This is a genomic window from Lysobacter defluvii IMMIB APB-9 = DSM 18482 (assembly GCF_000423325.1).
GTDB classification, from domain to species: Bacteria; Pseudomonadota; Gammaproteobacteria; order Xanthomonadales; family Xanthomonadaceae; genus Novilysobacter; species Novilysobacter defluvii.
Genome location: NZ_AUHT01000008.1, coordinates 239,091 through 262,525 on the forward strand (window position 1 = coordinate 239,091; position 23,435 = coordinate 262,525).

24 protein-coding genes and 1 riboswitch are annotated in these 23,435 nt (G+C 69.9%); of the genes, 10 read left to right on the top strand and 14 right to left on the bottom strand.

The genetic code is table 11. From position 1 onward, the window contains the following. The first annotated feature begins 38 nt into the window (after positions 1 to 38). From G545_RS0108985 to G545_RS0109010, 6 genes are all read left to right on the top strand, one after another. Complete coding sequence (locus G545_RS0108985; protein ID WP_027070081.1) at positions 39 to 635, top strand: malonic semialdehyde reductase; 597 nt, start codon at positions 39 to 41, stop codon at positions 633 to 635. Between the two features lie 39 nt (positions 636 to 674). After that, positions 675 to 1,262: a YceI family protein gene (locus G545_RS0108990; protein WP_036138939.1), complete on the top strand. Its 588-nt coding sequence runs from the start codon at positions 675 to 677 to the stop codon at positions 1,260 to 1,262. Between the two features lie 8 nt (positions 1,263 to 1,270). After that, the gene (locus G545_RS0108995) at positions 1,271 to 1,978 is read left to right on the top strand and encodes a pirin family protein (RefSeq protein ID WP_027070083.1); all 708 of its coding nucleotides are present in this window, start codon (positions 1,271 to 1,273) and stop codon (positions 1,976 to 1,978) included. 121 nt (positions 1,979 to 2,099) lie between these two features. Continuing rightward, entirely contained in the window at positions 2,100 to 2,297 is a 198-nt protein-coding gene (locus G545_RS0109000) for a zinc-finger domain-containing protein (protein ID WP_027070084.1), read from the top strand. 13 nt (positions 2,298 to 2,310) lie between these two features. Next, complete coding sequence (locus G545_RS0109005) at positions 2,311 to 3,423, top strand: glycosyltransferase (RefSeq protein WP_027070085.1); 1,113 nt, start codon at positions 2,311 to 2,313, stop codon at positions 3,421 to 3,423. Beyond that, a complete protein-coding gene (locus tag G545_RS0109010) occupies positions 3,404 to 4,762 on the top strand; it encodes an O-antigen ligase family protein (RefSeq protein WP_027070086.1) in 1,359 nt (452 codons plus the stop codon). The genes G545_RS0109005 and G545_RS0109010 overlap by 20 nt, the downstream gene beginning before the upstream one ends. Here the strand turns inward: G545_RS0109010 and lpxL are convergent. Next, positions 4,753 to 5,676 carry an LpxL/LpxP family Kdo(2)-lipid IV(A) lauroyl/palmitoleoyl acyltransferase gene (gene lpxL / locus G545_RS0109015; RefSeq protein WP_027070087.1) on the bottom strand — a complete coding sequence of 308 codons (924 nt, stop codon included), beginning with the start codon at positions 5,674 to 5,676 and terminating at the stop codon, positions 4,753 to 4,755. The genes G545_RS0109010 and lpxL overlap by 10 nt on opposite strands. A gap of 65 nt (positions 5,677 to 5,741) precedes the next feature. On the opposite strand from lpxL, the gene waaA reads away from it, so the two are divergent. After that, the gene (waaA, locus tag G545_RS0109020; protein WP_027070088.1) at positions 5,742 to 7,034 is read left to right on the top strand and encodes a lipid IV(A) 3-deoxy-D-manno-octulosonic acid transferase; all 1,293 of its coding nucleotides are present in this window, start codon (positions 5,742 to 5,744) and stop codon (positions 7,032 to 7,034) included. 16 nt (positions 7,035 to 7,050) lie between these two features. On the opposite strand, the gene G545_RS0109025 is transcribed toward waaA, so the two are convergent. The 3 genes from G545_RS0109025 to G545_RS0109035 form a co-directional block, all read right to left on the bottom strand. After that, entirely contained in the window at positions 7,051 to 8,484 is a 1,434-nt protein-coding gene (locus tag G545_RS0109025) for a TolC family outer membrane protein (RefSeq protein WP_027070089.1), read from the bottom strand. Positions 8,485 to 8,535: 51 nt separating this feature from the next. Then, the gene (locus tag G545_RS0109030) at positions 8,536 to 9,192 is read right to left on the bottom strand and encodes a protein-L-isoaspartate O-methyltransferase family protein (RefSeq protein ID WP_027070090.1); all 657 of its coding nucleotides are present in this window, start codon (positions 9,190 to 9,192) and stop codon (positions 8,536 to 8,538) included. A gap of 146 nt (positions 9,193 to 9,338) precedes the next feature. Beyond that, on the bottom strand, positions 9,339 to 10,046 hold the full coding sequence (locus tag G545_RS0109035) for a TetR/AcrR family transcriptional regulator (protein WP_081677816.1): 708 nt from the start codon (positions 10,044 to 10,046) through the stop codon (positions 9,339 to 9,341). Positions 10,047 to 10,118: 72 nt separating this feature from the next. Here G545_RS0109035 and G545_RS0109040 point away from each other — a divergent pair, with 72 nt between their 5' ends. Both G545_RS0109040 and G545_RS0109045 read left to right on the top strand, forming a co-directional pair. Then, the gene (locus G545_RS0109040; protein WP_043711575.1) at positions 10,119 to 11,246 is read left to right on the top strand and encodes an efflux RND transporter periplasmic adaptor subunit; all 1,128 of its coding nucleotides are present in this window, start codon (positions 10,119 to 10,121) and stop codon (positions 11,244 to 11,246) included. 2 nt (positions 11,247 to 11,248) lie between these two features. Then, entirely contained in the window at positions 11,249 to 14,404 is a 3,156-nt protein-coding gene (locus G545_RS0109045; protein ID WP_027070093.1) for an efflux RND transporter permease subunit, read from the top strand. 41 nt (positions 14,405 to 14,445) lie between these two features. On the opposite strand, the gene G545_RS0109050 is transcribed toward G545_RS0109045, so the two are convergent. The 9 genes from G545_RS0109050 to G545_RS15380 form a co-directional block, all read right to left on the bottom strand. Further along, positions 14,446 to 15,126, bottom strand: coding sequence for a hypothetical protein (locus G545_RS0109050; RefSeq protein WP_052106709.1), 681 nt, complete (start codon positions 15,124 to 15,126; stop codon positions 14,446 to 14,448). A gap of 48 nt (positions 15,127 to 15,174) precedes the next feature. After that, positions 15,175 to 16,128 (bottom strand): homoserine kinase, encoded by a 954-nt coding sequence (locus tag G545_RS0109055; RefSeq protein ID WP_036136876.1) that lies wholly within the window; start codon positions 16,126 to 16,128, stop codon positions 15,175 to 15,177. 6 nt (positions 16,129 to 16,134) lie between these two features. After that, positions 16,135 to 16,809 carry a DUF1294 domain-containing protein gene (locus G545_RS0109060; RefSeq protein ID WP_407059638.1) on the bottom strand — a complete coding sequence of 225 codons (675 nt, stop codon included), beginning with the start codon at positions 16,807 to 16,809 and terminating at the stop codon, positions 16,135 to 16,137. Next, entirely contained in the window at positions 16,806 to 17,318 is a 513-nt protein-coding gene (locus G545_RS0109065) for a hypothetical protein (RefSeq protein WP_027070097.1), read from the bottom strand. The genes G545_RS0109060 and G545_RS0109065 overlap by 4 nt, the downstream gene beginning before the upstream one ends. Before the next feature lie 22 nt (positions 17,319 to 17,340). Then, positions 17,341 to 17,970 carry an HAD family hydrolase gene (locus G545_RS0109070; RefSeq protein WP_027070098.1) on the bottom strand — a complete coding sequence of 210 codons (630 nt, stop codon included), beginning with the start codon at positions 17,968 to 17,970 and terminating at the stop codon, positions 17,341 to 17,343. Beyond that, complete coding sequence (locus tag G545_RS14280; protein ID WP_036136873.1) at positions 17,967 to 19,151, bottom strand: MFS transporter; 1,185 nt, start codon at positions 19,149 to 19,151, stop codon at positions 17,967 to 17,969. Before G545_RS14280 ends, G545_RS0109070 begins: the two co-directional genes overlap by 4 nt. Before the next feature lie 64 nt (positions 19,152 to 19,215). After that, positions 19,216 to 19,500: a hypothetical protein gene (locus tag G545_RS15655; protein WP_154656557.1), complete on the bottom strand. Its 285-nt coding sequence runs from the start codon at positions 19,498 to 19,500 to the stop codon at positions 19,216 to 19,218. Positions 19,501 to 19,529: 29 nt separating this feature from the next. Beyond that, positions 19,530 to 20,033, bottom strand: coding sequence for a hypothetical protein (locus G545_RS0109080; protein ID WP_027070099.1), 504 nt, complete (start codon positions 20,031 to 20,033; stop codon positions 19,530 to 19,532). Positions 20,034 to 20,145: 112 nt separating this feature from the next. Further along, positions 20,146 to 20,700, bottom strand: a complete 555-nt coding sequence (locus G545_RS15380; RefSeq protein ID WP_081677818.1) for a HEPN domain-containing protein — start codon at positions 20,698 to 20,700, stop codon at positions 20,146 to 20,148. A gap of 271 nt (positions 20,701 to 20,971) precedes the next feature. Next, positions 20,972 to 21,076, top strand: a riboswitch (TPP riboswitch). Between the two features lie 74 nt (positions 21,077 to 21,150). Between G545_RS15380 and thiC the strand changes: the two genes are divergently transcribed. Continuing rightward, positions 21,151 to 23,028, top strand: coding sequence for a phosphomethylpyrimidine synthase ThiC (thiC, locus tag G545_RS0109085; RefSeq protein WP_027070100.1), 1,878 nt, complete (start codon positions 21,151 to 21,153; stop codon positions 23,026 to 23,028). 119 nt (positions 23,029 to 23,147) lie between these two features. Here the strand turns inward: thiC and G545_RS0109090 are convergent, their stop codons facing one another. Beyond that, positions 23,148 to 23,435 carry a contact-dependent growth inhibition system immunity protein gene (locus G545_RS0109090; RefSeq protein ID WP_036136884.1) on the bottom strand — a complete coding sequence of 96 codons (288 nt, stop codon included), beginning with the start codon at positions 23,433 to 23,435 and terminating at the stop codon, positions 23,148 to 23,150.

Here is a 23,435-nt window from a genome sequence, read left to right on the forward strand (position 1 = left end):
CACCGCGGCATTCGCCCGGCAACCCACATGGAGACCAGATGAACCCGCACACCGCCCTTGGCGACGCCACGCTCGACCAGCTCTTCCGCACTGCCCGGACCCATAACGTGCTCGGCGGCGAAGTCAGCGACGAGACCCTGCGCCAGCTGTACGACCTGCTGAAGTGGGGACCGACCAGCGCCAACATGAGCCCTGCGCGGTTCGTGTTCGTCCGCTCGCCGGAGGCCAAGGCGAAGCTGGAGCCGGCGCTGAGCGAAGGCAACCGCGAGAAGACCATGAAGGCCCCGGTCACCGTGATTGTCGGCCACGACCTGGACTTCGCCGCGAAGCTGCCGTTCCTTTTCCCGCATACCGATGCCCAGTCGTGGTTCGCCGGCGCCAACGACGCCGCCCTGGACCGCATCGGGCTGCAGAACTCCAGCCTGCAGGGCGCCTACCTGATCCTGGCCGCGCGCTCGCTGGGCCTGGATACCGGCCCGATGACCGGCTTCGACGCCCCGGCCGTCGATGCCGCGTTCTTCGCCGGCACCCGCGTACGGTCCAACCTGCTGGTCAACCTGGGCCACGGCGACGCCTCGGCCCTGTTCCCCCGTTCCCCGCGCCTGCCGTTCGACGAGGCCGCGCGGATCGTCTGATCCCGTATCCAACGGGACCCGGACCCAAAGGAGATCACCATGTACAAGAAGCTCATCCTCGCCGCCGCCGTTGCCGGCTTCGCCACCGCCGCCAGCGCGGAATCCATCACCTACACCATGGACCCCGCCCACACCCAGGTGGTCGCCCAGTGGAACCACTTCGGGTTCTCCAATCCGACCATCCACTTCGGCCAGGTCGACGGCACCGTGACCTACGATCCGGAGAACGTCGAGGCCTCCTCGGTGCAGGTGACGATCCCGCTGTCCGGCATGGACTCGGGCGTGGAAGCGTTCAACGAGCACCTGCGCACGGCGGACTTCTTCGACATCGCCCAGCATCCGGAGGTCACCTTCCGCAGCACCTCGGTGAAGGCGCTGGGCGCCGACCGCATGCGCGTCACCGGCGACCTGACCATGCACGGCATCACCCGCCCCGTGGACCTGGCGGTGACCGTCAACGGCGTGGGCACCCATGCGATGACCGGCCAGCCGGCGGCGGGCTTCGATGCGGAGGCGACGATCCTGCGCAGCGACTTCGGCCTGGACATGTACGCGCCGACCGTCAGCGACGAGATCAAGCTGCGCATCACCACCGAGGCCACCGTCCCGGCGCCGGAAGGCGAGTAGGCGCAGCGATGATCCTCCAGCGTCCCGCGGCGTCCCGCGGCCGCGGCCCGGCCGGGGTGGAGTGGCTCGACAGCCGCCATAGCTTCTCCTTCGGCCAGTACTACGACCCGCAGTGGATGGGCTTCGGGGTGCTGCGGGTGATCAACGAGGACCGGGTCGCGCCGGGCGCGGGGTTCGCCCCGCACCGGCACGCCAACATGGAAATCCTCAGCTACGTGCTGTCCGGCAAGCTGGCGCACCGCGACAGCAGTGGCGCCGAAGGCGTAATCGGCCCCGGCGAGCTGCAGTGGATGAGCGCCGGGCATGGCGTGGCGCACAGCGAATACAACGGCTCCAGGGACGAGCCGGTGCACTTCCTGCAGATCTGGATCCAGCCCGACCGGGTCAATGCCCCCCCCGCCTACGCACACCGGCCGGCCAGTGATGCCCCGGGCTGGCAGCTGCTGGCGTCCCCCGACGGTGCCGCCGGCAGCATCGCGATCCGCCAGCAGGCGCGGTTGTACCGACTGGCGTTGCAGGCCGGCGAGGAAGCCGCCTTCGACCTGGACGCCGCGGAGCGCTACTGGCTGCACGTGGCCAGGGGCGGGGTCGAGTCGGGCGGGCAGGCGCTGGGTGCGGGGGATGCGGTGGGCCTGGTCGACGAGGAAGGCGGCCTGGTGCTGGCGGGTGGTGCGGACGGCGGCGAGGTCCTCCTGTTCGAACTGCCGGCCGCGTAGGGCGGAACTGCCGCCCCTTGGGCGGCGTTTCGCGCCGGAACGATCCACGTTCGGCGCAATACGCCTTCGGCTATTGCGCCCTACAATGGCCGCGTTCGTCCTTCTGTTTGCGAGCCCCCACATGAGCGCCACCCAGGAACGTCCGATCCAGGCCAATGCCGAGCGCCGCTACACCGTCAGCCGCGCCGACCTGCCGCTGAGCTGCCCGCTGCCCGAGATGGCGCTGTGGAACTCGCACCCGCGGGTCTACCTGCCGATCGAGGCGACCGGCGAGGCCGAGTGCCCCTACTGCAGCGCGCACTTCACCCTGAAGGACTGAGACCGCGCCGCCCGTGCGCCGGCTGAAGGTCCTGCAGCTGCTGCCGGCGCTGGAGTCCGGGGGCGTCGAACGTTCCACCCTGGAGATCGCCGCCGCGCTGGTGGCCGCCGGGCATGAGGCGCTGGTCGTCTCCGCGGGTGGCCGGCTGGTGCCGGCGCTGGAAGCGGCCGGCGCACGCCACGTGCAGCTCGATACCGGCCGCAAGTCGCCGGCCACCCTGCTGAAGGCCGGCGCCCTGCGACGCCTGATGGAGCGTGAGCGACCGGACATCCTCCACGTCCGCTCCCGGCTGCCGGCTTGGGTCGCCCTGCTGGCGCTGCGCGGCATCCGGCCGGCGGAACGCCCGCGGCTGGTCACCACGGTCCACGGCCTCAACTCGCCCTCGCGCTACAGCCGGGTGATGACCCGTGGCGAGCGGGTGGTCTGCGTCTCCGGCACGGTGCGCGACTACGTCCTGGAGCAATACCCGGAGACCGACCCGTCGAAGCTGCGGGTGATCCCGCGCGGCATCGACCCGGCGGCGTTCCCGCGCGTGCCCGCCCCGGACCGCGCGGCACGCGCGTGGGCCGCCGGCCTGTTCCCCGCGCTGGCGGGCGAGGGCCCGTTGCTGCTGCTGCCTGGCCGCGGCACCCGGCTCAAGGGCCACGTCGACGCGCTCGACCTGCTGGCCTCGCTGCGTGCCGGGGGCTTGGACGCGCGACTGTGGCTGCCCGGCAGCCGGCAGGCCGGGCGCGAGGACTACCTGGCCGAACTCGAAGGCGAAACAGCCAGGCGGGGACTGGGCGAGGCCGTGGTCTTCAGCGAAGCGACCGACTGCATCGCCCGCGCCTACGCGGCCAGCGACCTGGTCCTGCAGCTCTCGCGCAAGCCGGAGGCCTTCGGCCGCACCGTGGTCGAGGCGCTGTCGGTGGGACGGCCGGTGCTGGGCTGGGACCATGGCGGGGTCGGCGAGCTGCTGCGCGAACTGTTGCCCGTCGGCGCCGTCGCGTCCTTCGATGCAGATGCGCTCGCGCGCCGCGCGCGGGAGCTGGCCGACACCCCGCCGGCGCTGCCGGGTAGCATTCCCTATTCCATGGAAGCGATGCAGCGCGCCACGCTGGCCGTCTATGCCGAACTCGCAGACTGACCCGAACCTGGCGCCCGTCGCCCCCGCGCACGACCAGGCGCCTGGCGAGGGCTGGCGCTGGGCCCCGGCGTGGATCCTTGCCCACGTCGCGCTGTGGCCGGCGCCCGGCTACGCCGAGGGCGTGCTGGTGCTGGGCGCGCTGCTGGCGATCTACAAGCTGGTGGCCTCCCGCTTCCGCGGCGGCATCTCCCTGCTGAGCCACCAGGCCTGGGCGCTGACCAGCGTGCTGTTCTTCGCCTACTGGTTGCCCGAGCTGGTGTCCGCGTTCGACTCCGTCGACCCGGGGCGCGCGCTGCGCGAGGCCGCGGTCGACCTGCGTTACCTGCCGTTCCTGTGGCTGGTGGCCTCGGCGGTGGCGAACCGGCCGGGGCGGCGGACCACCTTCGGCGGGCTGGCGATCATCGTGGCGGTGTGGACCGTCGACGCGCTGCTGCAGGCGGTCACCGGGACCAGCCCGGTGTTCTTCGGCATCGACGCGATCAAGCAGGTCATCAGCGGCCGGCCGATGTGCAGCGCCGAGGACGTCGCCGCCGTCGACCGGCTGAGCGGGATCCTGGGCCCGTGCAACCTAAAGCTGGGCATCGTGTTGGCCAGCCTGTCGCCGTTCGCCCTGTTCTGGACCGGGCGCCGGCTGGGCACGCTGGGCTGGGTGGCGGCCGCAGCGGCGATCGGGATCGTGGTGCTGCTGGCCGGCTCGCGTGCGTCCTGGGTCACCTATGCGCTGGTGTTGGCGATCTCCGGCTGGCGGCTGCTCGGCTGGCGCCGACTGCTGGTGGTGTTCGGGGTCGGCGCGGTCCTGCTGGGCGCACTGACCGTGGGGTCGCCGGACGTGCGCGAGCGCGTGGTGCGGACCACGCAGCTGGTGCAGGGCGACGAGGGCGTCGACCAGGCGCTCTCCGGCCGCAGCCGGATCTGGGGCGCGGCGCTGTGCATGGCGCGCGAGCATCCGTTCAACGGCGTGGGCGCGCGGGGGTTCCGGGAGGCGTTCCCGGCCTGCGACCCGGACCCCGACGTGGCCCCGGCCTGGGGCGAGGGCCCGGCCTACCACGCCCACCAGATCGTGCTGGAGGTCGTCAGCGAAACCGGCTTCTTCGGCCTGCTGCTGTGGCTGGCCGGCGCGGCACTGGCGTGGCGCGCCTGGCGCTTCGCCGATGCCGCCGCGCGCGAGCGTGCCCGGCCGGCGATGTGGGCGCTGGTGGTGACGGTGTTCCCGTTCAACACCCACCTGGCGTTCTACTCGACCTTCTGGGGCGGGTTCACCCTGCTGCTGGCCGCGCTGTACGCCGGCAGCCTGCTCTCGCGCGAAGGCACCTTGCCCGCGGTCGAAGCTCAGCGGTAGGGCGCGTCCAGCCCCTCGGGGCGCCGCTTGAAGCGGCGGTGGATCCACAGGTACTGGCTCGGCGCCCGCCGCACCATCTCTTCGATCGCCTGGTTGACCCGGGCGGTGTCGGCGACCACGTCGCCGGAAGGGAAGTCCGCCAGCGGCTCGCCCAGGCGCAGCACGTAGTCCGCCCCCTCGCGCCGGTGGAAGAACGGCACCACCGCGCAGCCGGTCATCCGGGCGAACTGGTGGGTGGCGGTGATGGTCGCCGCCGGCACGCCGAAGAACGGCACGAACACCGTCTCCTTGCCGCGCATGTCCTGGTCGGGCGCGTACCACAGCATCCCGCCCTTCTTGAGGTGGCGCATGGCCGGGCGCAGCTCGTGGTTGCCGAACATCGCCGTGGCGTAGCGCAGCCGCCCGCGCTTGACCGCCCATTCCATCACCGCGCCGCGGTGGCGCCGGTACATGCCGGCCAGCGGCAGGTGGTCGCACATCAGCCGGCCGCACATCTCCAGGGTCATGAAATGGCCGGAGACCAGCAGCACGCCGCGGCCGCTGGCGCGGATCGCCTCGACCGCCTCCAGCCCCTCGATGCGGGCGGTGCGGCGCATCGGTTCGACGTTGCCCCACCACGCGCGGGCGAATTCGAACAGCCCGATGCCCAGGTCGACGAAGCTCGCGCGCAGCAGTGCCTCGCGCTCCCCGGCCGGCATGTCCGGGAAGCACAGTTCGAGGTTGGTGCGCGCCGCGCGCCGGCGGCTGCTGGCGACATGGAAGGCGAGCCGCCCGAGCAGTCCACCCAGGAACCGCTGCAGGCCCCAGGGCAGGTGGGCGGCCGCGACGGCGGCGCCGAGCGCCAGCCAGTGCGGCCAGTGTCGCGGGCCGGTCGGGGCCGGCCCCGGCGAGGTCGGGGAATCGGTCTCATCCATCGCCGCCATTCTAGGCGGCAGCCCCGGTACGGGGATGCATGCCCGGCTGAAGTATCCTGCCCGCCATGCGGAGAGACCCCATCGAGCGCCTGCTGCGCGGCCTGTATTCGGCGGTGCTGTACCTGCTGGTGCCCGTGACCGTGTACCACCTGATCTGGCGCGGCTTCCGGCAGCAGGCCTACCTGCACCGCTGGGGCGAGCGCTATGCGCGCTACCACCGGCGCCCGGGGCCACGGGTACTGTGGCTGCACGCGGTCTCCGTCGGGGAGGTCAACGCGGCGGTGCCGGTGGTCAACGCGCTGCGCCGCGGGCGGCCGGACCTGCGGCTGCTGGTCACCACGATCACCCCGACCGGCTCGGAGCGGGTGCGCGCGCTGTGGGGCCACGACATCGAGCACGTCTACCTGCCCTACGACCTGCCCGGCGCGGTCGGCCGCTTCCTCGACCACTACCGCCCGCATGCGGCGCTGATCATGGAGACCGAGCTGTGGCCGAACCTGCTGTTCGGCTGCCGCGACCGCGAGGTCCCGGTGTTCATCCTCAACGCCCGGCTTTCGGAGCGCTCGTTGCGCGGCTACCGGGTGCTCGCCCCGCTCGTGGGCCGGGCGCTGCGGACCGTCCGCACCGTGGCGGCGCAGTCACTGGCCGACGCGGTGCGCTTCGTGCGGCTGGGCGCGCGCAGCGAGCAGGTGGTGGAGGTCGGCAACCTCAAGTACGACGTCGCCGTGCCGGATGGCCTGGACGCCTTCGCCGCCGAGTGCCGTGCGACCGCGGGCGACCGGCTGGCGTGGATCGCCGCGAGCACCCACGAAGAGGAAGAGGCCGCGGTTCTGGCGATCCACCGCCGCCTGCGCGAGCAGTTCCCGGACCTGCTGCTGCTGTGGGCGCCGCGCCACCCGGAGCGTTTCAGCGTCGTGGCCGGGCAGGCCCGCGCCGGTGGCTGGAAGGTGTCGACGCGCTCGCGCGCACGCTGGCCGGCGCCGACGGACGCGGTGTTCGTGGTCGATACGCTCGGGGAGCTGGTGCCGTTCTACGCCGCGGCCGACGTCGCCTTCGTCGGTGGCAGCCTGCAGCCGGTGGGCGGGCATAACCTGCTGGAGCCGGCGGCCGCGGGCACCGCGATCGTCACCGGGCCGCACCTGCACAATTTCGCGGAAATCTCCCGGCACCTGCACAAGCACGGTGCGGTCCGCATCGGTGCCGACCAGGACGAGGTGTGTCTGGCCTTGGCCGCGCTGCTTGGGGATGAGGATGCCCGCGCCCGCATGGTCGATGCGGGGCGGGAACTGATCGAAGGCGGGCGGGGCGCCCTGGCGCAGACGCTGGTGCTGCTGCGCCCGGTGTTGCCGGAGGCCTGAGCGCCCAGGCCAGCCGTCAGCGCGGCAGGGTGCCCTCGATCCGGGCCTCGGCGTCGGCGGTCAGCAGGCGGTTGATCTCCTGCAGGTCCTCCACGTCGAGGGTGCCGGCGGCCTGCTCCAGCAGCAGGCGCTGCTGCAGGTGGTTGTAGCGGGCCTGGGCGTAGGCCTGCTGGGCCTGGAACAGGTTGCGCTGGTTGTTGAGCACGTCCAGCACGGTGCGGGTACCGACTTCCAGCCCGACCTGCGAGGCGTCGTAGGCCGCCTGCGCCGAGACCAGCGCCAGCCGGCGCGCCTCGACCTCGGCCACGCCCGCGACCAGGGTCTGGTAGGCGTTGCGGGTATTGCGCTCCAGCTGGCGGCGCTCCTGCACCACCTGGTCGCCGGCGATGTCGCGGCGGGCGACGGCCTGGCGGACCCGCGAGCGGATCGCGCCGCCCTGGAAGATCGGGACCTCCAGGTTCAGGGAGACGCTGGGGCCGCGGCTCTCGGAATTGATCGGGTTGTTCACGTCCGCCGGCAGGCCGTCGGCGCTGAAGGTCTGGTTGCCCCAGGTCGCCGAGTCCGAGTAGCCGCCGGACAGGTACAGCGACGGCCAGTGGGCGGCGCGCGCGGTGTCGACGTTGGCCTCGGCCGACTGCAGCGCCAGCTCGGCGGCCTGCAGCGACGGGTTGTTGCCGACGGCGGTCGCGACCCACTCGTCGATGTCGCCGGTCACCGGCAGCCGGGGCTGGAAGTCCTCCGGCAGGCCCTGGAGGTTGCGCACCTCGGTGCCGGTGATCTCCGCCAGCGCCTGGTAGGCGTCGGCGACCGCGTTGCGGACCAGGATCGTATTGGCGCGCGCCTCGTCGTACTGCGCACGGGCCTCGTGGACGTCGGTGATCGGGGCCAGGCCCACTTCCAGCCTGCGCGAGGCGAAGTCGAACTGCCGCTGCAGCGCGGTCTCGGCGGCCTCGGCGGCGGCCAGGGTCTCCAGCTGCACCAGGACGTTGAAGTAGGCGGCCGAGGTCCGGGTGATCAGGTTCTGGCTGGCGGCCTCGAGGTCGAAGTCGCTGGCCCGGCTGAGCGCCTGCTCGCTGCGCAGGTTGGTGAAGCGCGCCCGGTCATAGACCATCTGCGACAGGTCCACCCCGTAGCTGCGGGTGGTGGTCTCGCGGTCGGTGTTGCCGGTGTAGGTGACCGGCTCGCCGGTGACCGGATCGAACTGCGTGGTGCTGGCCGGGCCCTCGCTCTCGCTGCGCGACAGCCGGGCGCTGCCCGACAGCTGCGGCAGCATCGCCGCGCGCGCCTGCACCGCGCCCTCGCGGGTGGCCAGGCGGCTGGACTCGGCGATCGACAGTTGCGGGTCGCCCAGGCGCGCCAGCTCCCAGGTGTCCATCAGGTCGGTGGCTCCCGCCTGGAGCGGCAGCAGGGCGGCAAGGGCGGTGGCGAGGGCAAGCGGGCGCAGGGTCATCGCGGATCCTTGTGGTGACGGGCCACGCCGACCGGGCGGCGGGCGTCCGGGTCAGAACTGGAAGGCAGGTACCGGCTCGGCGCCGGCGAGGTACGGGACTTCGGTTTCGAACAGCGATTCGATGTGCGGGCCGTTGGCCGTCTTGCGGACCAGGATGGCTTCCATCGCCGGGGCGTTGCCGCGGACGATGAACATGCGGCCGCCGGGCTTGAGCCACTCCAGGAACGCCTCGGGCACCTCGGCGACGGCGCCGGTCACGCAGACCACGTCGAACTGGCGGCCCGGGTCAAACCCGAACGCGTCGGCGTGCTGGATGCGCACGTTGGTGCGTCCCTGGCGGACCAGGCGCTCGCGCGCGGCCTCGGCCAGGTCGGCGTGGCGCTCGATGCTCACCACCTCGCGGCCCAGCCGTGACAGGCAGTCGGTCATGTAACCGCTGCCGGTGCCGATCTCCAGCACGTCCTCCTCCGGGCCGACCAGCATGGACTGCAGCGCACGCGCCTGCACCACCGGCTTCATCACCACCTCGCCGTGCGCCAGGGGCAGCACCAGGTCGGCATAGGCCAGCTCGCGTCGTTCCGCGGGGACGTACTCCTCGCGAGGGACCTCGTTCAGGACCTCCAGGACACGGGCGTCCAGCACGTTCCACGGACGGATCTGCTGTTCGACCATCACATTGCGGGCGGTGGTGAAGTCAAAGGTGCTCATGGGGGATCTCGGGGTTCGCGGACAACCGCCTATTCTACCGGTCCCGCGGGGCGGGGAGGCTGTCGCGACGGGGCCAAGCATCGCCGCCGGCCGCGCCCGCGTTCAGTGCCATTGGTCACCAGGACCGGCGTCATGGGCGGCGGTGTTCAGCTGGCCGGCGGCGTGGTGGCCCAGGCGCGCAGGAAGGTGGCGACGGCGCCCTCCACCTGGGCTTCGGGGGCGATGGGCGACGGCTCGCAGCCGAGCACCAGGCGCACCTGCGGCGGCCCGGTGAGCAGGGCGATGAACTGGGTCGCCGCCAGGGTGATGGTGGCCGCGTCGTCCGGGTCGATCCGCAGCTCCCCGCGTTGGGCACGGCGGGCCAGCAGGGCTTCGACGTGGGACTGCAGGCGTGCGGGGCCCGCCTCCCAGTACAGCCGCGCCTCCTCCGAGCCGGCCATGCCCGGGGCGGACAGGACGCGATTGGCGGCGATCGCCTCGCGGCTGGTGCACAGCGCATGCACCGCCCGCGCGACCGCGTGCAGGCGCTCGGGCAGCGGCGTGCCGGGCGAGCGTTCGAACAGGGCGCCAGGCAGCATCCGGTCGCAGTGCGCCCGCACCGCGGCGACGAACAGTCCCTGCTTGCTGCCGAAGTGGCTGTAGACGGTGAGCTTGGACACGCCCGCCGCCGCGGCGACCGCCTCCATGCTCGTCCCCGCGTAGCCGTTCTCGACGAAGAGCGTGGTGCCGGACTCGAGGATCGCGGCGCCCTTGGCCATGTCCTTGGGCCGCCCCGGGCCGCGGATAGTGGCTTCCGGCGGGAGTGCCGTGGCGGTGACGTCGGCAGCAGGCGGGCTGTCGGATTGGGGGTCCATGCGCAATACCGTACCACCGGGTTCTGTATTAGAGTGCGCCGACATCGGCACAACCGGCCCCGGAGGCCTCCAATGCGCGAATCCGCCCCGTCCCGCCTGGTACGCAGCGGCGCCGCGATGGCGCTGCTGGCGCTCGCGCTGGCCGGAGGTTGCGGTGGCGCGGAGGAGCCCCAGGCGCCACGGCGCACCGTCCTGGTGGCGACGGTCGGCAGTGCGGAGGCGGCGGCGCCCTCGTTCGCCGGCGAGATCCGTGCCCGCCACGAGACCCAGCTCGGCTTCCAGGTCGCCGGGCGTCTGGTCGAACGGCAGGTGGACGTGGGCGACCGCGTCGCCCGCGGCGACCTGCTGGCCAGGCTGGAGCCGGATGACCTGCAGGCCCGCGAACGCGCTGCACGCGCCCGCCTTGCCGCGGCGGAGGCCGAGCTCGGGCGCGCCCGGGCCGACCAGGAGCGGTTCCGGGTACTGGCCGAGGACCAGCTGGTCAGCCGGTCCGCCCTCGACACGCAGGAGGCCGCCGCCACCGCCGCGCAGGGCCAGGTGGACGCGGCCCGCGCCGAACTTGAACTCGCCCGCAACCAGTCCGCGCACACGCGGCTGGTTGCCCCTGCGGACGGCGTGATCGCCGCGCGCCATGCCGAAGCCGGCCAGGTGCTCGGCGCCGGGCAACCCGTCTTCACCCTGGCCGCGGACGGCGGGCGCGAGGTCGTGTTCGCCGTCGCCGAAGGACAGGTGGACGCGATCGCCCCGGGCGATCCGGTCCAGGTCGAGCCGTGGAGCGGGGAGGGCGAACGCTGGGATGCCCAGGTGCGCGAGGTCGCGCCCGCCGCCGACCCGGTGAGCCGCACCTTCGAGGTGCGCGCGACGATCGATGCCGAGCCGGGCGCCTTCGAGCTGGGGCAGAGTGCGCGGGTGTTCCTGCCGTCCACCCCGGACGGCGCGTTGTCGGTACCGCTGGCGGCACTGCTCCCGGGTCCGGATGGAGGCCATGGGGTGTTCGTGGTTGCCAGCGATGGCACGCTTGAACTGCGGCCGGTCCAGATCGCCGGGTACGGCGGTACGACGGTCGAGGTCACCTCGGGGCTGCAGTCCGGAGAACACGTGGTCGCCGCCGGCGGGCACCTGCTGCGCGAAGGCGAGCCGGTGCGGCCGATCGACGCGGAGGGCCGCGCCGCGGCGACGGACGCGGGCGGGGCCTCCTGAGCATGGGCTTCAACCTTTCGGCGTGGGCACTGCGCCATCGCAGCCTGGTCCTGTACGCGATGCTGGTGGCCGCGGTCGCCGGCGCGTACTCCTACCTCGGCCTGGGCCGCAGCGAGGATCCCGAGTTCACCTTCAAGGTGATGGTGATCCACACCCTGTGGCCGGGCGCCGACGCCGCCCAGGTCGCGGAACAGGTCACCGAGCCGATCGAACGCAAGATCATGGAGACCGGCGACTATGAGTTCGTGCGCTCGTACTCGCGCGCCGGCGAGTCCCAGGTGATCTTCGCCGCCCGCGACTCCATGCGATCGGGCGAGATCCCCGAGCTCAATTACCAGATCCGCAAGAAGGTCGGCGACCTGCGCCCGCAGCTGCCGCGCGACATCGTTGGGCCGTTCTTCAACGACGAGTTCGGCGATACCTGGGGCAACCTGTACGCGCTCACCGGCGAAGGCTTCGACCACGCCCTGCTGCACGACTGGGCCAAGCGCCTGCAACTGCAGATCGAGCGCGTGCCCGACGTGGGCAAGGTGGCGCTGTTCGGGGTGCAGGACGAGCGCATCTGGGTCGAGCTCGACAACACCCGGCTGGCGACGCTGGGCATCTCCCCGGCCGAGGTGCAGGAACAGCTCGAGCAGCAGAACGCGATGATGCCGGCCGGCTACTTCGAATTGGCGGACCTGCGCGTGCCGGTGCGGGTGAGCGGCCAGTTCGAGACCGTCGAGCAGGTGCGCGCGCTGCCGATCCGCGCCGGTGAGCGCACCCTCGCGCTCGGCGACATCGCGACCGTCAGCCGCGGCTACGCCGACCCGCGCGACCCGGGCATGCGCTTCATGGGCGAGGACGGCATCGCGATCGGCGTGGCGATGCAGAAGGGCGGCGACATCATCGCCCTCGGCGAGAACCTAGCGGCCGAGATCGAGCGCCTCCAGGCTTCGCTGCCGGTCGGCATGGAGCTGCGCAAGGTGTCCGACCAGCCGGCCGCGGTGCGGGTGTCGATCGGCGAGTTCGTGCGGGTGCTGGCCGAGGCCGTGGCGATCGTACTGCTGACCTGCTTCCTGTCGCTGGGCTGGCGCACCGGGCTGGTGGTGGCACTGTCGATCCCGCTGGTGCTGGCGATGACCTTCGTCGCCATGGAGGCGTTCGGCGTCAACCTGCACAAGGTCTCGCTGGGCGCGCTGGTGCTGGCCCTGGGGCTGCTGGTGGACGACGCGATCATCGCCATCGAGATGATGGCGGTGAAGCTGGAGCAGGGTTTCGAGCGCACCCGCGCCGCGGCCTTCGCCTGGGAGTCGACCGCGTTCCCGATGCTCACCGGCACCCTGATCACTGCAGCCGGCCTGCTGCCGATCGCGACCGCGGCCTCCAGCGTCGGCGAGTACACGCGTTCGCTGTTCCAGGTAGTGACCTTCGCCCTGCTGCTGTCCTGGGTCGCCGCGGTGGTGTTCATCCCGTACCTGGGCGACAAGCTGCTGCCGGACCCGCACAAGGACGATGCAGCGCCACGGCCGGGCTCGCTGGCGGCGCGCTGGCGGGCACGGCGCGAGCGCTGGGCCGATCGCAACCCGGCGCTGGCGAACCTGGTTCGGCCTCGCCAGCAGCACATCGACGGCCAGCCGCACGATCCGTACGACACGCCCTTCTACCGCAGCTTCCGCCGGCTGGTGGGGTGGAGCGTCCATCGCCGCGGCCTGGTGATCGTGCTGACCGTGGCCGCCTTCGCCGCCTCGGTGCTGCTGTTCCGCTTCATCCCGCAGCAGTTCTTCCCCGAGTCCGTGCGGCCGGAGCTGATGATCGACATGGAACTGGCCGAGGGCAGCTCGCTGCGCGCCACCCGCGAGCAGGCGCTGCGGCTGGAGGAGATGCTGGCCACCCGCGACGACCTGGAGAACTACACCGCCTGGGTCGGCACCGGTGCGCCGCGCTTCTACCTGCCGCTGGACCAGCAGCTGCCCGCCGCCAACTTCGCCCAGTTCGTGCTGCTGGCGAAGGACACCGAGTCGCGTGAGGTCGTGCGCGAGTGGCTGCTTGACGAAGTTGCGCCCCGGTTCCCGCAGCTGCAACTGCGCGTCACGCGGCTGGAGATGGGTCCGCCTGTGGGGTACCCGGTGCAGTTCCGCATCTCCGGCGAACACATCGACCAGGTGCGCGAGATCGCCTACCGGGTGCGCGAGCAGGTGCGCGCCAACCCGCACGTGGCCAACGTCAACCTCGACTGGGACGAGCCGTCCAAGGTGATCCGCCTGGAGCTGGACCAGGCCCGCGCCCGCGCGCTGGGCATCAGCTCGACCCAGCTCGCGCAGACGTTGCAGGCGACCCTGACCGGTGCCGAGGTCGGCGTGTTCCGCGAGGGCGACCAGCTGATCTCGATCATGCTGCGCGGCGGTGAGCAGGAGCGGCAGTCACCGGAGCAGCTGGCCAGCCTCATGATCCAGACGCCGGGCGGCCCGGTGCCGCTGGCGCAGCTGGCCGACATCGAGCCCGGCTTCGAGGACGGCATCATCTGGCACCGCGACCGCGTGCCGACCATGACCGTGCGTGCGGACGTCAGCGACGCGCTGCTGCCCGCCGAAGTGACCGCGCAGATCGATCCGACCTTGGACCCGATCCGCGCCGACCTGCCGCCGGGTTACGAGGTCGCCATCGGCGGCTCGGTGGAGGACTCCGCCCGCGCCCAGGCGTCGATCGCCGCCGGCGTGCCGATGTTCCTGCTGGTGGTGTTCACCTTGCTGATGATCCAGCTGCGCAGCTTTTCGCGCAGCTTCATGGTGCTGCTGACCGCGCCGCTGGGCCTGATCGGAGTGGTCGTGTTCCTGCTGGTGTTCCGCGTGCCGTTCGGCTTCGTGGCGATGCTGGGCACCATCGCCCTGGCCGGCATGATCATGCGCAACTCGGTGATTCTGGTGGACCAGATCGAGCAGGACCGCGCCGACGGCGCCGAGCCGTGGAAGGCGATCGTGGAGGCGACCGTGCGCCGCTTCCGCCCCATCGTGCTGACCGCGATGACCGCCATCCTGGCGATGGTGCCGCTGTCGCGCAGCGACTTCTTCGGCCCGATGGCCACCGCGATCATGGGCGGGTTGCTGTTCGCAACCGTGCTGACGCTGGTGTTCGTGCCGGCGTTGTATGCGGCGTGGTTCCGGGTGCGGATGCCGTAAGGCAGATCGCCGCCCTCGGGGGGCGGCGATCGCGTATCGGCTTACTCGTGGCCCCAGGGTGCCGGCGGCGCCTCGATTGGATTGGTGAGGTCGAAGCGCACCCGGAACAACCGATCCTGGTCGGTGCGGCCCAGCTCGTAGGTGTAGTGCTCGCCCGGCTCGATCTCGATCGCCCACACGTTGGTGTTCGACACCTGCATGCCTTCGCGGGTGAACATCTCCTGCGAGAACGCATCGACCGGGAACTCCTGCCGGTTGGCGGTGCCCTCGCTGGCGGTGTCGCCGCCGTACATGGTCACCGGGTCGTCGGTCCCGTCTTCCAGTCGATGGTCGTGCTTCAGGCGCAGGCCCTCGTCGGTGCGGGTGACGATCCAGGTGCGCGAGCGGTCTTCGCCGACGTGGAACGGGATCCTGATTTCCTCGTCGCTGCACTCGCGCACGTGCATCACCAGCTCCTGGCCGGCGAAGGCGTTGTTGCCCGGCGACTCGGGACGGTCGACCTCGACCTCACCCGCGTAGGCGTTGCCGCACAGCGCGGCGAGATTGTCGAAGAAGGCGTCCTGGGCGGTAGCGGCCGGGGCTTCGGTCGCCGCGGGGTCAGGCGCCGCGTCGGTGGCAGCGGGTGCCGGGGCGGAGTCCGGCGAGCACGCGGCGAGCGCCAGGGCGAGGGGGCCGGCGAGCAGGGCGCCGGATGCGGTACGGAAGGTGAATGGCTTGTTCATCCGGTCGAAGCTAGCCGTTCACGTGCGCCGGCGCCAGCCGCCGGAAGGTCACTCGACGGACAGGAGCTCCGCACGCGGCCCGTTCACCGGGCTGACCCAGCCCTCGCTGTCCAGGCTGGCGAGGGCGAATGCCTCCCGCATCGCGGCCATCGCACCCGTGGCCTGCTCTCGCGTGGCAAACCAGCCGAACACGCTCGGGCCGGCGCCCGACAGGCTGGCCCCCAAGGCACCGCGGTCCAGGGCCGCCGCCTTCACCTGCGCGAAGCCGGGCACCAGCGAAGCGCGCCGCGGTTCGACAAGGATGTCGCGCAGGCCCGCGGCAATGAGCTCCAGGTCACCACGTGCCAGGCCGGTGAGGAACAGCGCCAGGTGCGTACCGTGGCGCACGACCTCGGCAAGTGGGTAGGGCTCGGTCAGCACGGCACGCGCGCGGCGCGTCTCCAGCACGAAGTGCGGATGGACGACGGCGCTCCAGAGGTCCGGAGCGTCGAGCCGCAACAGGCGGTCCGGCGTGGCGAGCGCGACGCCACCGACCAGCATTGGGCCGACGTTGTCGCCTTGCACGCTGTTGGTGGCGACGGACTCACCGGCGAGTGCATGGCGGTAGAGGGCCTCGCGCGGAAGCGGGGTGTCGAGGAGCGCGTTGCCTGCGATTACGGCCGCAACGGCCGAAGCGGCAGACCCGCCCATGCCCGAGCCGAGCGCGATGCCTTTGTGCAGCACCAGCTCGAACCCGTGCTCCGCGCGGGTAGCCTGGAGCAGCGACTGGAGCGCGCGACCCGCGGTGTTCCGCGAGGCCTCCTTCGGCAAGTCGCCGATTCCATCCGCGTCGCCATGGATCCTGATCAGGTGGACCCCGGGGCTTTCCACCCGCCTGACCACGGTACGGTCGCCGGGCCCGTCGATCGTATGACCCAGCAGATCGAACCCGACGCCGATGTTGCCCACGCCCGCGGGGCAGAAGGCTTCAACAGTCCGGCCAGCGTTCCTGATGTCCTGCATGCGGGCCTAGGCGCCGAACAGCTCGGCCGCACGCCCGGACAGCACGAGCCAGCTGGCAGCCGCGACGTTCACCACGACCGTCATCCAGAAAACGGACTGGAAGGGCTGCTTCACGGTCTTGTGGCGGAAGCGATGCTGGGCGAGCAGGGCCCCCGGCCAGCCGCCGAGGAGCGCAACGAGATGCAGCGTGTTCTCGGGGGTGCGCCGGGCATTCCGCTGTGCCGCGGACTTGTCCGCCCAGTACATCAGGAAGGCCACAACGCTCAGGACGGCGTAGCCCCAGGCGAGCATGGGTGGAACGTCGGCGAAAACGACAAGCAGCGCGACGACCAGCAGGGCGATCCATGCAAGTGCCCCACCGGGAGCGCGCGACGTCTTGGCCCGTGCAGGGCGGCCTGGGCCCGAATGGCGCGCGCCGCGAACACCGAGCCGACCCTTTGCATCGCGGGCCGGCAGGTAGGAGATCAGGTCGCCGGTCATCGGGCGGCGTGACCCACGCTCAAAGTCCTTGATGTGGACGAAGGCGCGATCACCGCCGCCGTTGGGCACGACGAAGCCGAACCCCTTCTCGTCGTTCCAGTCGGTGATCCGGCCTGCCAGGCGGATTGGTGTTCCCATCGGGATCTGCCGCGATCTGCCCGTGCCGGGCGGCACGCGGAGTGTGCCCGACGCGGCGCTCATCGCCAATCGCGCACGTTAGCCGTAACCGCCTCGCGTTCGTCCGGATGAGTGCGCAAGGTCAACGGGTTTGCGGATGGGCAAGGCACGCCCGCGGCAGAAGCCACATGCAGGATCTCCGCGCGCTGCGCATCCGTCAGGACGCGGAGAGGAAGCGGTAGCGCGCCCTCCCCAAGCTCAACGAGAAGCCCGGGCGCGTAGGCGTGGATCGCCTTGACCCCCGACCAGGACACGGAACCCGAACCGCGCCGCGTACGCCGCCTGACCCCCTGGACATCCAGCACGAAATCACAACGGCCTACGCGTGCTGTCTTCCAGGCGAACCCTACCGTGCCGACCAGCAGCAAGGTCAGGTGCGCCGCGATGCGTCTTGCTCCGCGGAGGTCACGCAGCGAAGCGTCCGTGTGGAAGGCATGCGCGGTGACAAAGCGCAGGTACTCGAACAGCCGGTAGCGGACTGAAAAGCTGATTGGCCGCGCCGCCTCCATCCCTTCCTCCTGACCGGGCACCATGCCGCACCTCGTCTTTGTGTGCTCAGTCCACGCGAACCAGCTCCCGCCAGCGATAGTACTTCCGGTCTGCCATGGCGAGCAGCGCGTCATCCTCGGGCGTGTCGCCATAGGCGTAGACGAGCGCGTAGTCGTGAGGCGCGCACAACTCATGCACGCGGCGAACCTTTTCGCCGCGGACGCACTGCCGGCCTTCGTAGCGCCCGGTCAGGACGCCGTGCCGACACTCGAGTGAAGAGCCGAGCAGCTCCACGCCCTCCGCCTTGCACCAGGGTGCGAGATAGACATCCAAGCCCCCGGAGACGACCACTACCCGATGCCCTTGGGCCTTGTGCCAGGCAAGACGCTCTACCGCTTCCGGCCGCAGCACAGTTGGCAGGTAGTCGCGGGCAAACACCTCCCCTGCAGCCGTCACCGCCGAGCACGACAGTCCGGCATAGCCGAACCACACGATCGCGCGTCTCACGAGCGTGCCGGACACCAGGCGCAGCTGGTAGCCAAGGATCAGCGGCGCCAGCACGACCCAGCCGACCACGAGGCGGTGCCGCGGGATCGATCGTCGCAGGAACACGGGCATCGTCTCCAGCGTGGTGATCGTGCCGTCGAAGTCGAACAGCGCGAGCGCGCTGGGAAGGGGTGCCGGCGATGTCGTCATTGCCGGCGCAACGCCCGCGTGGCCAGCACCGCCACCATGGTCGCCAGCACGAAGCATCCCAGCGCCAGCCAGACGATGCCTTTCACTCCTGCATCGGCCAGCCGCACCAGCAGCACGCCGCCCATCCCCGCGGCGAGCATGATGGAGAAATTGAACACGCTGGACTGGAGCGACGTGGCCACGTCCCGGCCGCGGTCCACCTGGCGGGCGATGGCGGTCTGGTACATCGCGCCCAGCGGACCGAAGGAAACGCCCCACAGGAAGAACGTGAAGTGGGCAATCCCGGGCGTGCGGGCGAATCCCAGGAACAGCAGCATCGATACCGCGGCCAGTACCAGCATGGACACCACCAGCGGCCGCAGCCACGCGTCGATGATGCGGGCCGAAGCCACGACCGAGATCACCGAGCCGGCGCCGAACACCAGCAGGGCCATGCCGGTGCCGCCGGCCAGTGCCACCGTCTCCGCCAGCAGCGCGATGTAGGTGTACACCGCGTAGTGCCCTGTGACCGACAGGAAGGTCAGCAGGATCACGACCAGGATCGTCCGGTTCTTCAGCAGCGTCAGCGGCGAGTTGCTGCGGGTGCGCCGCTCGCCCGGGACCGCCGGTAGGTACAGGTGGCACAGCCCCGCGATCAGCGCCACCCCAAGCCCGAACGCCAGGAACTCGGCGCGCCAGCCGAACCGCAGCCCCACTAGGGTCATTGCGGGCAGGCCGATGCTGATGCCCAGGGTGCTGCCGGCCATGATCACGGTGATCACCCGGCCATGCCGGTCGGGCGGGACCAGACGGGTGCCATAGGCCGCGATCATCGGCCACATCACCCCGGCGCACACCCCGCCGACGATGCGCGCAGCCACCATCACCGCGTAGGAAGACGTCAGCCCCACCAGGATGTTGGAAACGGCAAACCCAGCCAGCAGCACCAACAGCAGGTGCTTGCGGTTGACCGAGAGGGTGGCGCTGACCAGCGGGATGGTGCCCAGCGCGGAGGCCAGCGCGTATACGCCCACCAGCATGCCGATGCGGGACTCGGAGGCGCCCAGGTCCTCGGACATCTGCGGCAGGATCCCCGAGGGGATCAGCTCGGACAGCAGCCCGACGAAGGTGACGCTGGCCATCAGGCCGAAGACGAACCATTCCGGCGCACGGAGCCTGGGCGCCTCAGGCGTTGGGGTCATCGATACCTCGCGCACGCCTGCGCGCCGGGGAGAATGAACAGAAGGTGCAGCGGTCCATCAACACCTAGGCCGCGCCGCCCGCAGCAACTCTAAGGGGCGCAGCCACTTGATTTATGCCGAGTCCAGCCGCGCCTGCCCCAAACCCAAGCAACCACGGATACTTTTGAAGATACTCCGCCACGTAGATGAGGTAGTAACCGCAGCCAACGCCAGCGCCCAGAAGAGTGACGCCTAATGCGACCCTGGTTACAAGCGATGCGTTCTTTACGTTGAGAAAACAGGCGCCACCAATGATGATTCCTGTTGCTATGACGAGCGGCAGCAGTAACTCCTTGTCGAACCAATTCATGATCTCTCCCTAGCGGCCTAACGCCTGAGTTAAGCCGAGCCGCGAAGCGGCTTCGGCTTGAACGAATTGTTAGACCTCTCTGCCCGTAGCGCGTCCGCGCGGCCTTGGGCCATGCCGGAAAGCATGCCCGCAAGTAGGTAGAACGCCTTCATGAGCGTGCTGCGATAGGTCTGCTTACGGTCGATAGTCTTTGGAGTGTAGCCAACTACGTGGCACGCCCAGCGCTTTAGATCCCCATGGAAATCTGTGAAATCCAGCTGGTGAGCGAGCTTATTACGGATTCTGTTGATCTCTCGGAGCTGTGCAATCTCATCCGCACCGTATGACTGACCAGAAAGGGCGACGAGCAAGTCGAGCTTTTTGGCGAACATGAGATTTAGTTCGCTGAGACCTTTCTCGCTCTTGATGTAGCCGAGAAGCATCTGATTCAGAGCCTGCTCAAGGATTAGATGACCCTTTAGCAGGATCATCTCAATGTCGTCTTTCGTGCGCAGGTGTCGCTCGAGACTGGCAAAGAGGCGGTCTGGGTCCATGGAGAGGCCTAACGCCTGAGTTAAGCCGACTTGCGTAGCGTAGCCGACAACATGGCAAGCTTAACCTGCCATGTTGTTGGTGTAGCGAAGCAAGTTCGGCTTGAACGAATTGTTAGAGCTCTGCTGCGAGATAGGTGTCGGTTGCTTGCACCAGCTGACGAACGAAATGAATGTGCTTACGTAGGTTGTCGCGAGTGACGGCGTGCCCCTGGGGTTGCGGCTCGCCACTCGTAGGGCGCCATGAACGATGTGCAATGTCCCCTCGCTTTTTGGCGAGGCGATTGAGTTCTGCACGCGCCGCGGAAGGCTCCACATTGTTCCACTGCCAGCCTTCCGTCACGTCAACGCCAAGGTACTTCTGAAAAATTGAGCGGACTCGGTCGGTGCTCGGCGTGTGAAAGTACTTGAGATCCCTGGTGAGCGAGTCTTTCATGAACTGCGCAAGAAACGAATCACCTTTGCTCTTCCCGCAAATGGCCTCGCAGGCTTCAACTAGCCTGTCTTCAAAGTAGGTTTCGAGGGCCGCCAATGCCATAACCAAGCTGGCTCGCTTCAGGACCTCAATCTGCGGCGGTGGCGGTTTGGTGTTCAGTGCATCGAAGTGGTTGAGCAAGTCGATGGCATCCTGAATTGCATGCTCGAATGTTTCAATTGCCTTGGATGTCATGGACAGAGCTCTAACACTTAGTAGATGTAAAAATTGGCGTATAAACACCGGGCACGCGCCCCCCCTTAGGGACTCCCGGCACGGAAAACGACCGCAAGATCAGCCACTTGCTTCACCCTTGTCCGCCCGCCCCCGCAGGCACCCCTCCGGCGATTGTGCGACTTTTTGGGTGCTATGTCTTATCACCCCAAAAGTCGGGTGATATCCACGGAGCCACGCCCGAGCCGCGGGGCTCCGCACTGGCCTTCCTCCCACCCCCATGCTCCAATACGCCCCGAAGCGGGGGTACCGCGCGCCTGTCCGGCGCCCGGTTGAGACACACCCTTCGAACCTGATGCGGTTGATACCGCCGTAGGGAAGCTTCGCGTGGCCACGGCATGCCCGAGGTCCGTGCGCTCCTGCTTCGTGCGTCCGCAGTTTGCGGCTCTCCTCTTGAAGCGGGACCACGCCATGAATGCAGTGACCTCCGATCTGGCCCGTCAGGCCGACCAGCTTTCCTCCGATGTCGTCCGCCCGATCCCGGGCTCGCGCAAGATCCACGTGGCCGGTTCGCGGCCGGACCTGCGCGTGGCCATGCGCGAGGTGGTGCTCGAGCGCACGCCGACGCTGTTCGGCGGCGAGGACAATCCGCCGCTGGCGGTCTACGACACTTCCGGCCCCTATACGGATCCGGACGTCGCCATCGACCTCAACCGCGGGCTTGCACCGCTGCGCGCGCAGTGGATCGCCGAGCGCGGCGACACGGTGGAGCTGGACGGCCCCACGTCCGACTACGGCCGCCAGCGCGAGGCGGACCCGAAGCTCGACGCCATCCGCTTCGCCAACCGGCCGCGTCCGCGCCGCGCGCTGCCGGGCACCAACGTCACCCAGATGCACTACGCCCGGCGCGGGATCGTCACGCCGGAGATGGAGTACATCGCCATCCGCGAGAACCAGCGGCTGGACGCGCTGACCGACGCCGGGCTGCTGGCCCAGCATCCCGGCCAGTCCTTCGGCGCCGCCATCCCGATGCGCATCACGCCGGAGTTCGTCCGCGAAGAGGTTGCCCGCGGCCGCGCCATCATCCCGTGCAACATCAACCACCCGGAAAGCGAGCCGATGATCATCGGCCGCAACTTCCTGACCAAGGTCAACGCCAACATCGGCAACTCGGCGGTGTCGTCTGGCATTGCCGAGGAGGTGGAGAAGCTGGTCTGGGCGATCCGCTGGGGCGCGGACAACGTCATGGACCTGTCCACCGGCAAGCACATCCACGAGACCCGCGAGTGGATCATCCGCAACTCGCCGGTGCCGGTCGGCACGGTGCCGATCTACCAGGCGCTGGAGAAGGTGGGCGGCGTCGCCGAGGCGCTGACGTGGGAGGTGTTCCGCGACACGCTGATCGAGCAGGCCGAGCAGGGCGTGGACTACTTCACCATTCACGCCGGGGTGCTGCTGCGCTACGTGCCGCTGACGGCCAAGCGCGTCACCGGCATCGTCAGCCGCGGCGGCTCGATCATGGCCAAGTGGTGCCTGGCCCACCACCGCGAGAGCTTCCTCTACGAACACTTCGAGGAGATCTGCGAAATCATGAAGGCCTACGACGTGGCCTTCAGTCTCGGCGACGGCCTGCGGCCGGGCTCGATCGCCGATGCCAACGACGCCGCCCAGTTCGCCGAGCTGGAGACCCTGGGCGAACTGACCCGGATCGCCTGGAAGCACGACGTCCAGACCATGGTCGAGGGGCCCGGCCACGTGCCGATGCACCTGATCAAGCAGAACATGGACAAGCAGCTGGCCGAGTGCGGGGAAGCACCGTTCTACACCCTCGGGCCGCTGACCACCGACATCGCGCCGGGCTACGACCACATCACCAGCGCCATCGGCGCGGCGCTGATCGGCTGGTACGGCACCGCGATGCTCTGCTACGTCACGCCCAAGGAGCACCTGGGCCTGCCCAACAAGGACGACGTGCGCGAAGGCCTGATGGCCTACCGCATCGCCGCCCACGCGGCCGACCTCGCCAAGGGGCACCCGGGCGCGCAGGCGCGTGACAACGCACTGTCCAAGGCGCGCTTCGAGTTCCGCTGGCAGGACCAGTTCAACCTCGGGCTCGATCCCGAGCGGGCGATGGAGTACCACGACGAGACCATGCCGAAGGAAGCGCACAAGAGCGCCCACTTCTGCTCGATGTGCGGCCCGAAGTTCTGCTCGATGCGGATCAGCCAGGACGTGCGGGACTACGCGGCCGAGAACGGCCTCACCGATGCCACCGCCCTGGAGGCCGGCATGAAGGCCAAGGCCGAGGAGTTCCGCGCCACTGGCGCGGACGTCTACAACCCCCTGTAACGCCCAAGCCCGTCATTCCCGCGAACGCGGGAATCCACCGCTTCGTCGTTCCCGCGGACGCGGGAACACAGGGACGTCCCTGGACCCCCGCGTACGCGGGGGTGACGGTGAGGGGGAGGTCAGGCCTCCAGCCGCGCCGAAACGTCTTCCAGCCAGGCGCGCCACGTACCGCCGTTCGCGGTCGGGTCGTACTCCGCGCCCAGGGCACGCACCCGCGCGCCCAAGGCGTCTTCGTCGTGCCCGGCGGCCAGCAGCTGCGTCAGCTCCCTGCGGGTGCCGGCCACGAGCTCGGGCTTCTCGCTGTCACGGTAGTACTCGGCCACCGCCCCGGGGGTGTCGTGCTCCATCGCCCAGTCCTGGTGGAAGTAGGCGGAGAGGAAGTTCTGCAGGGCGGGGTATTCGCTCAT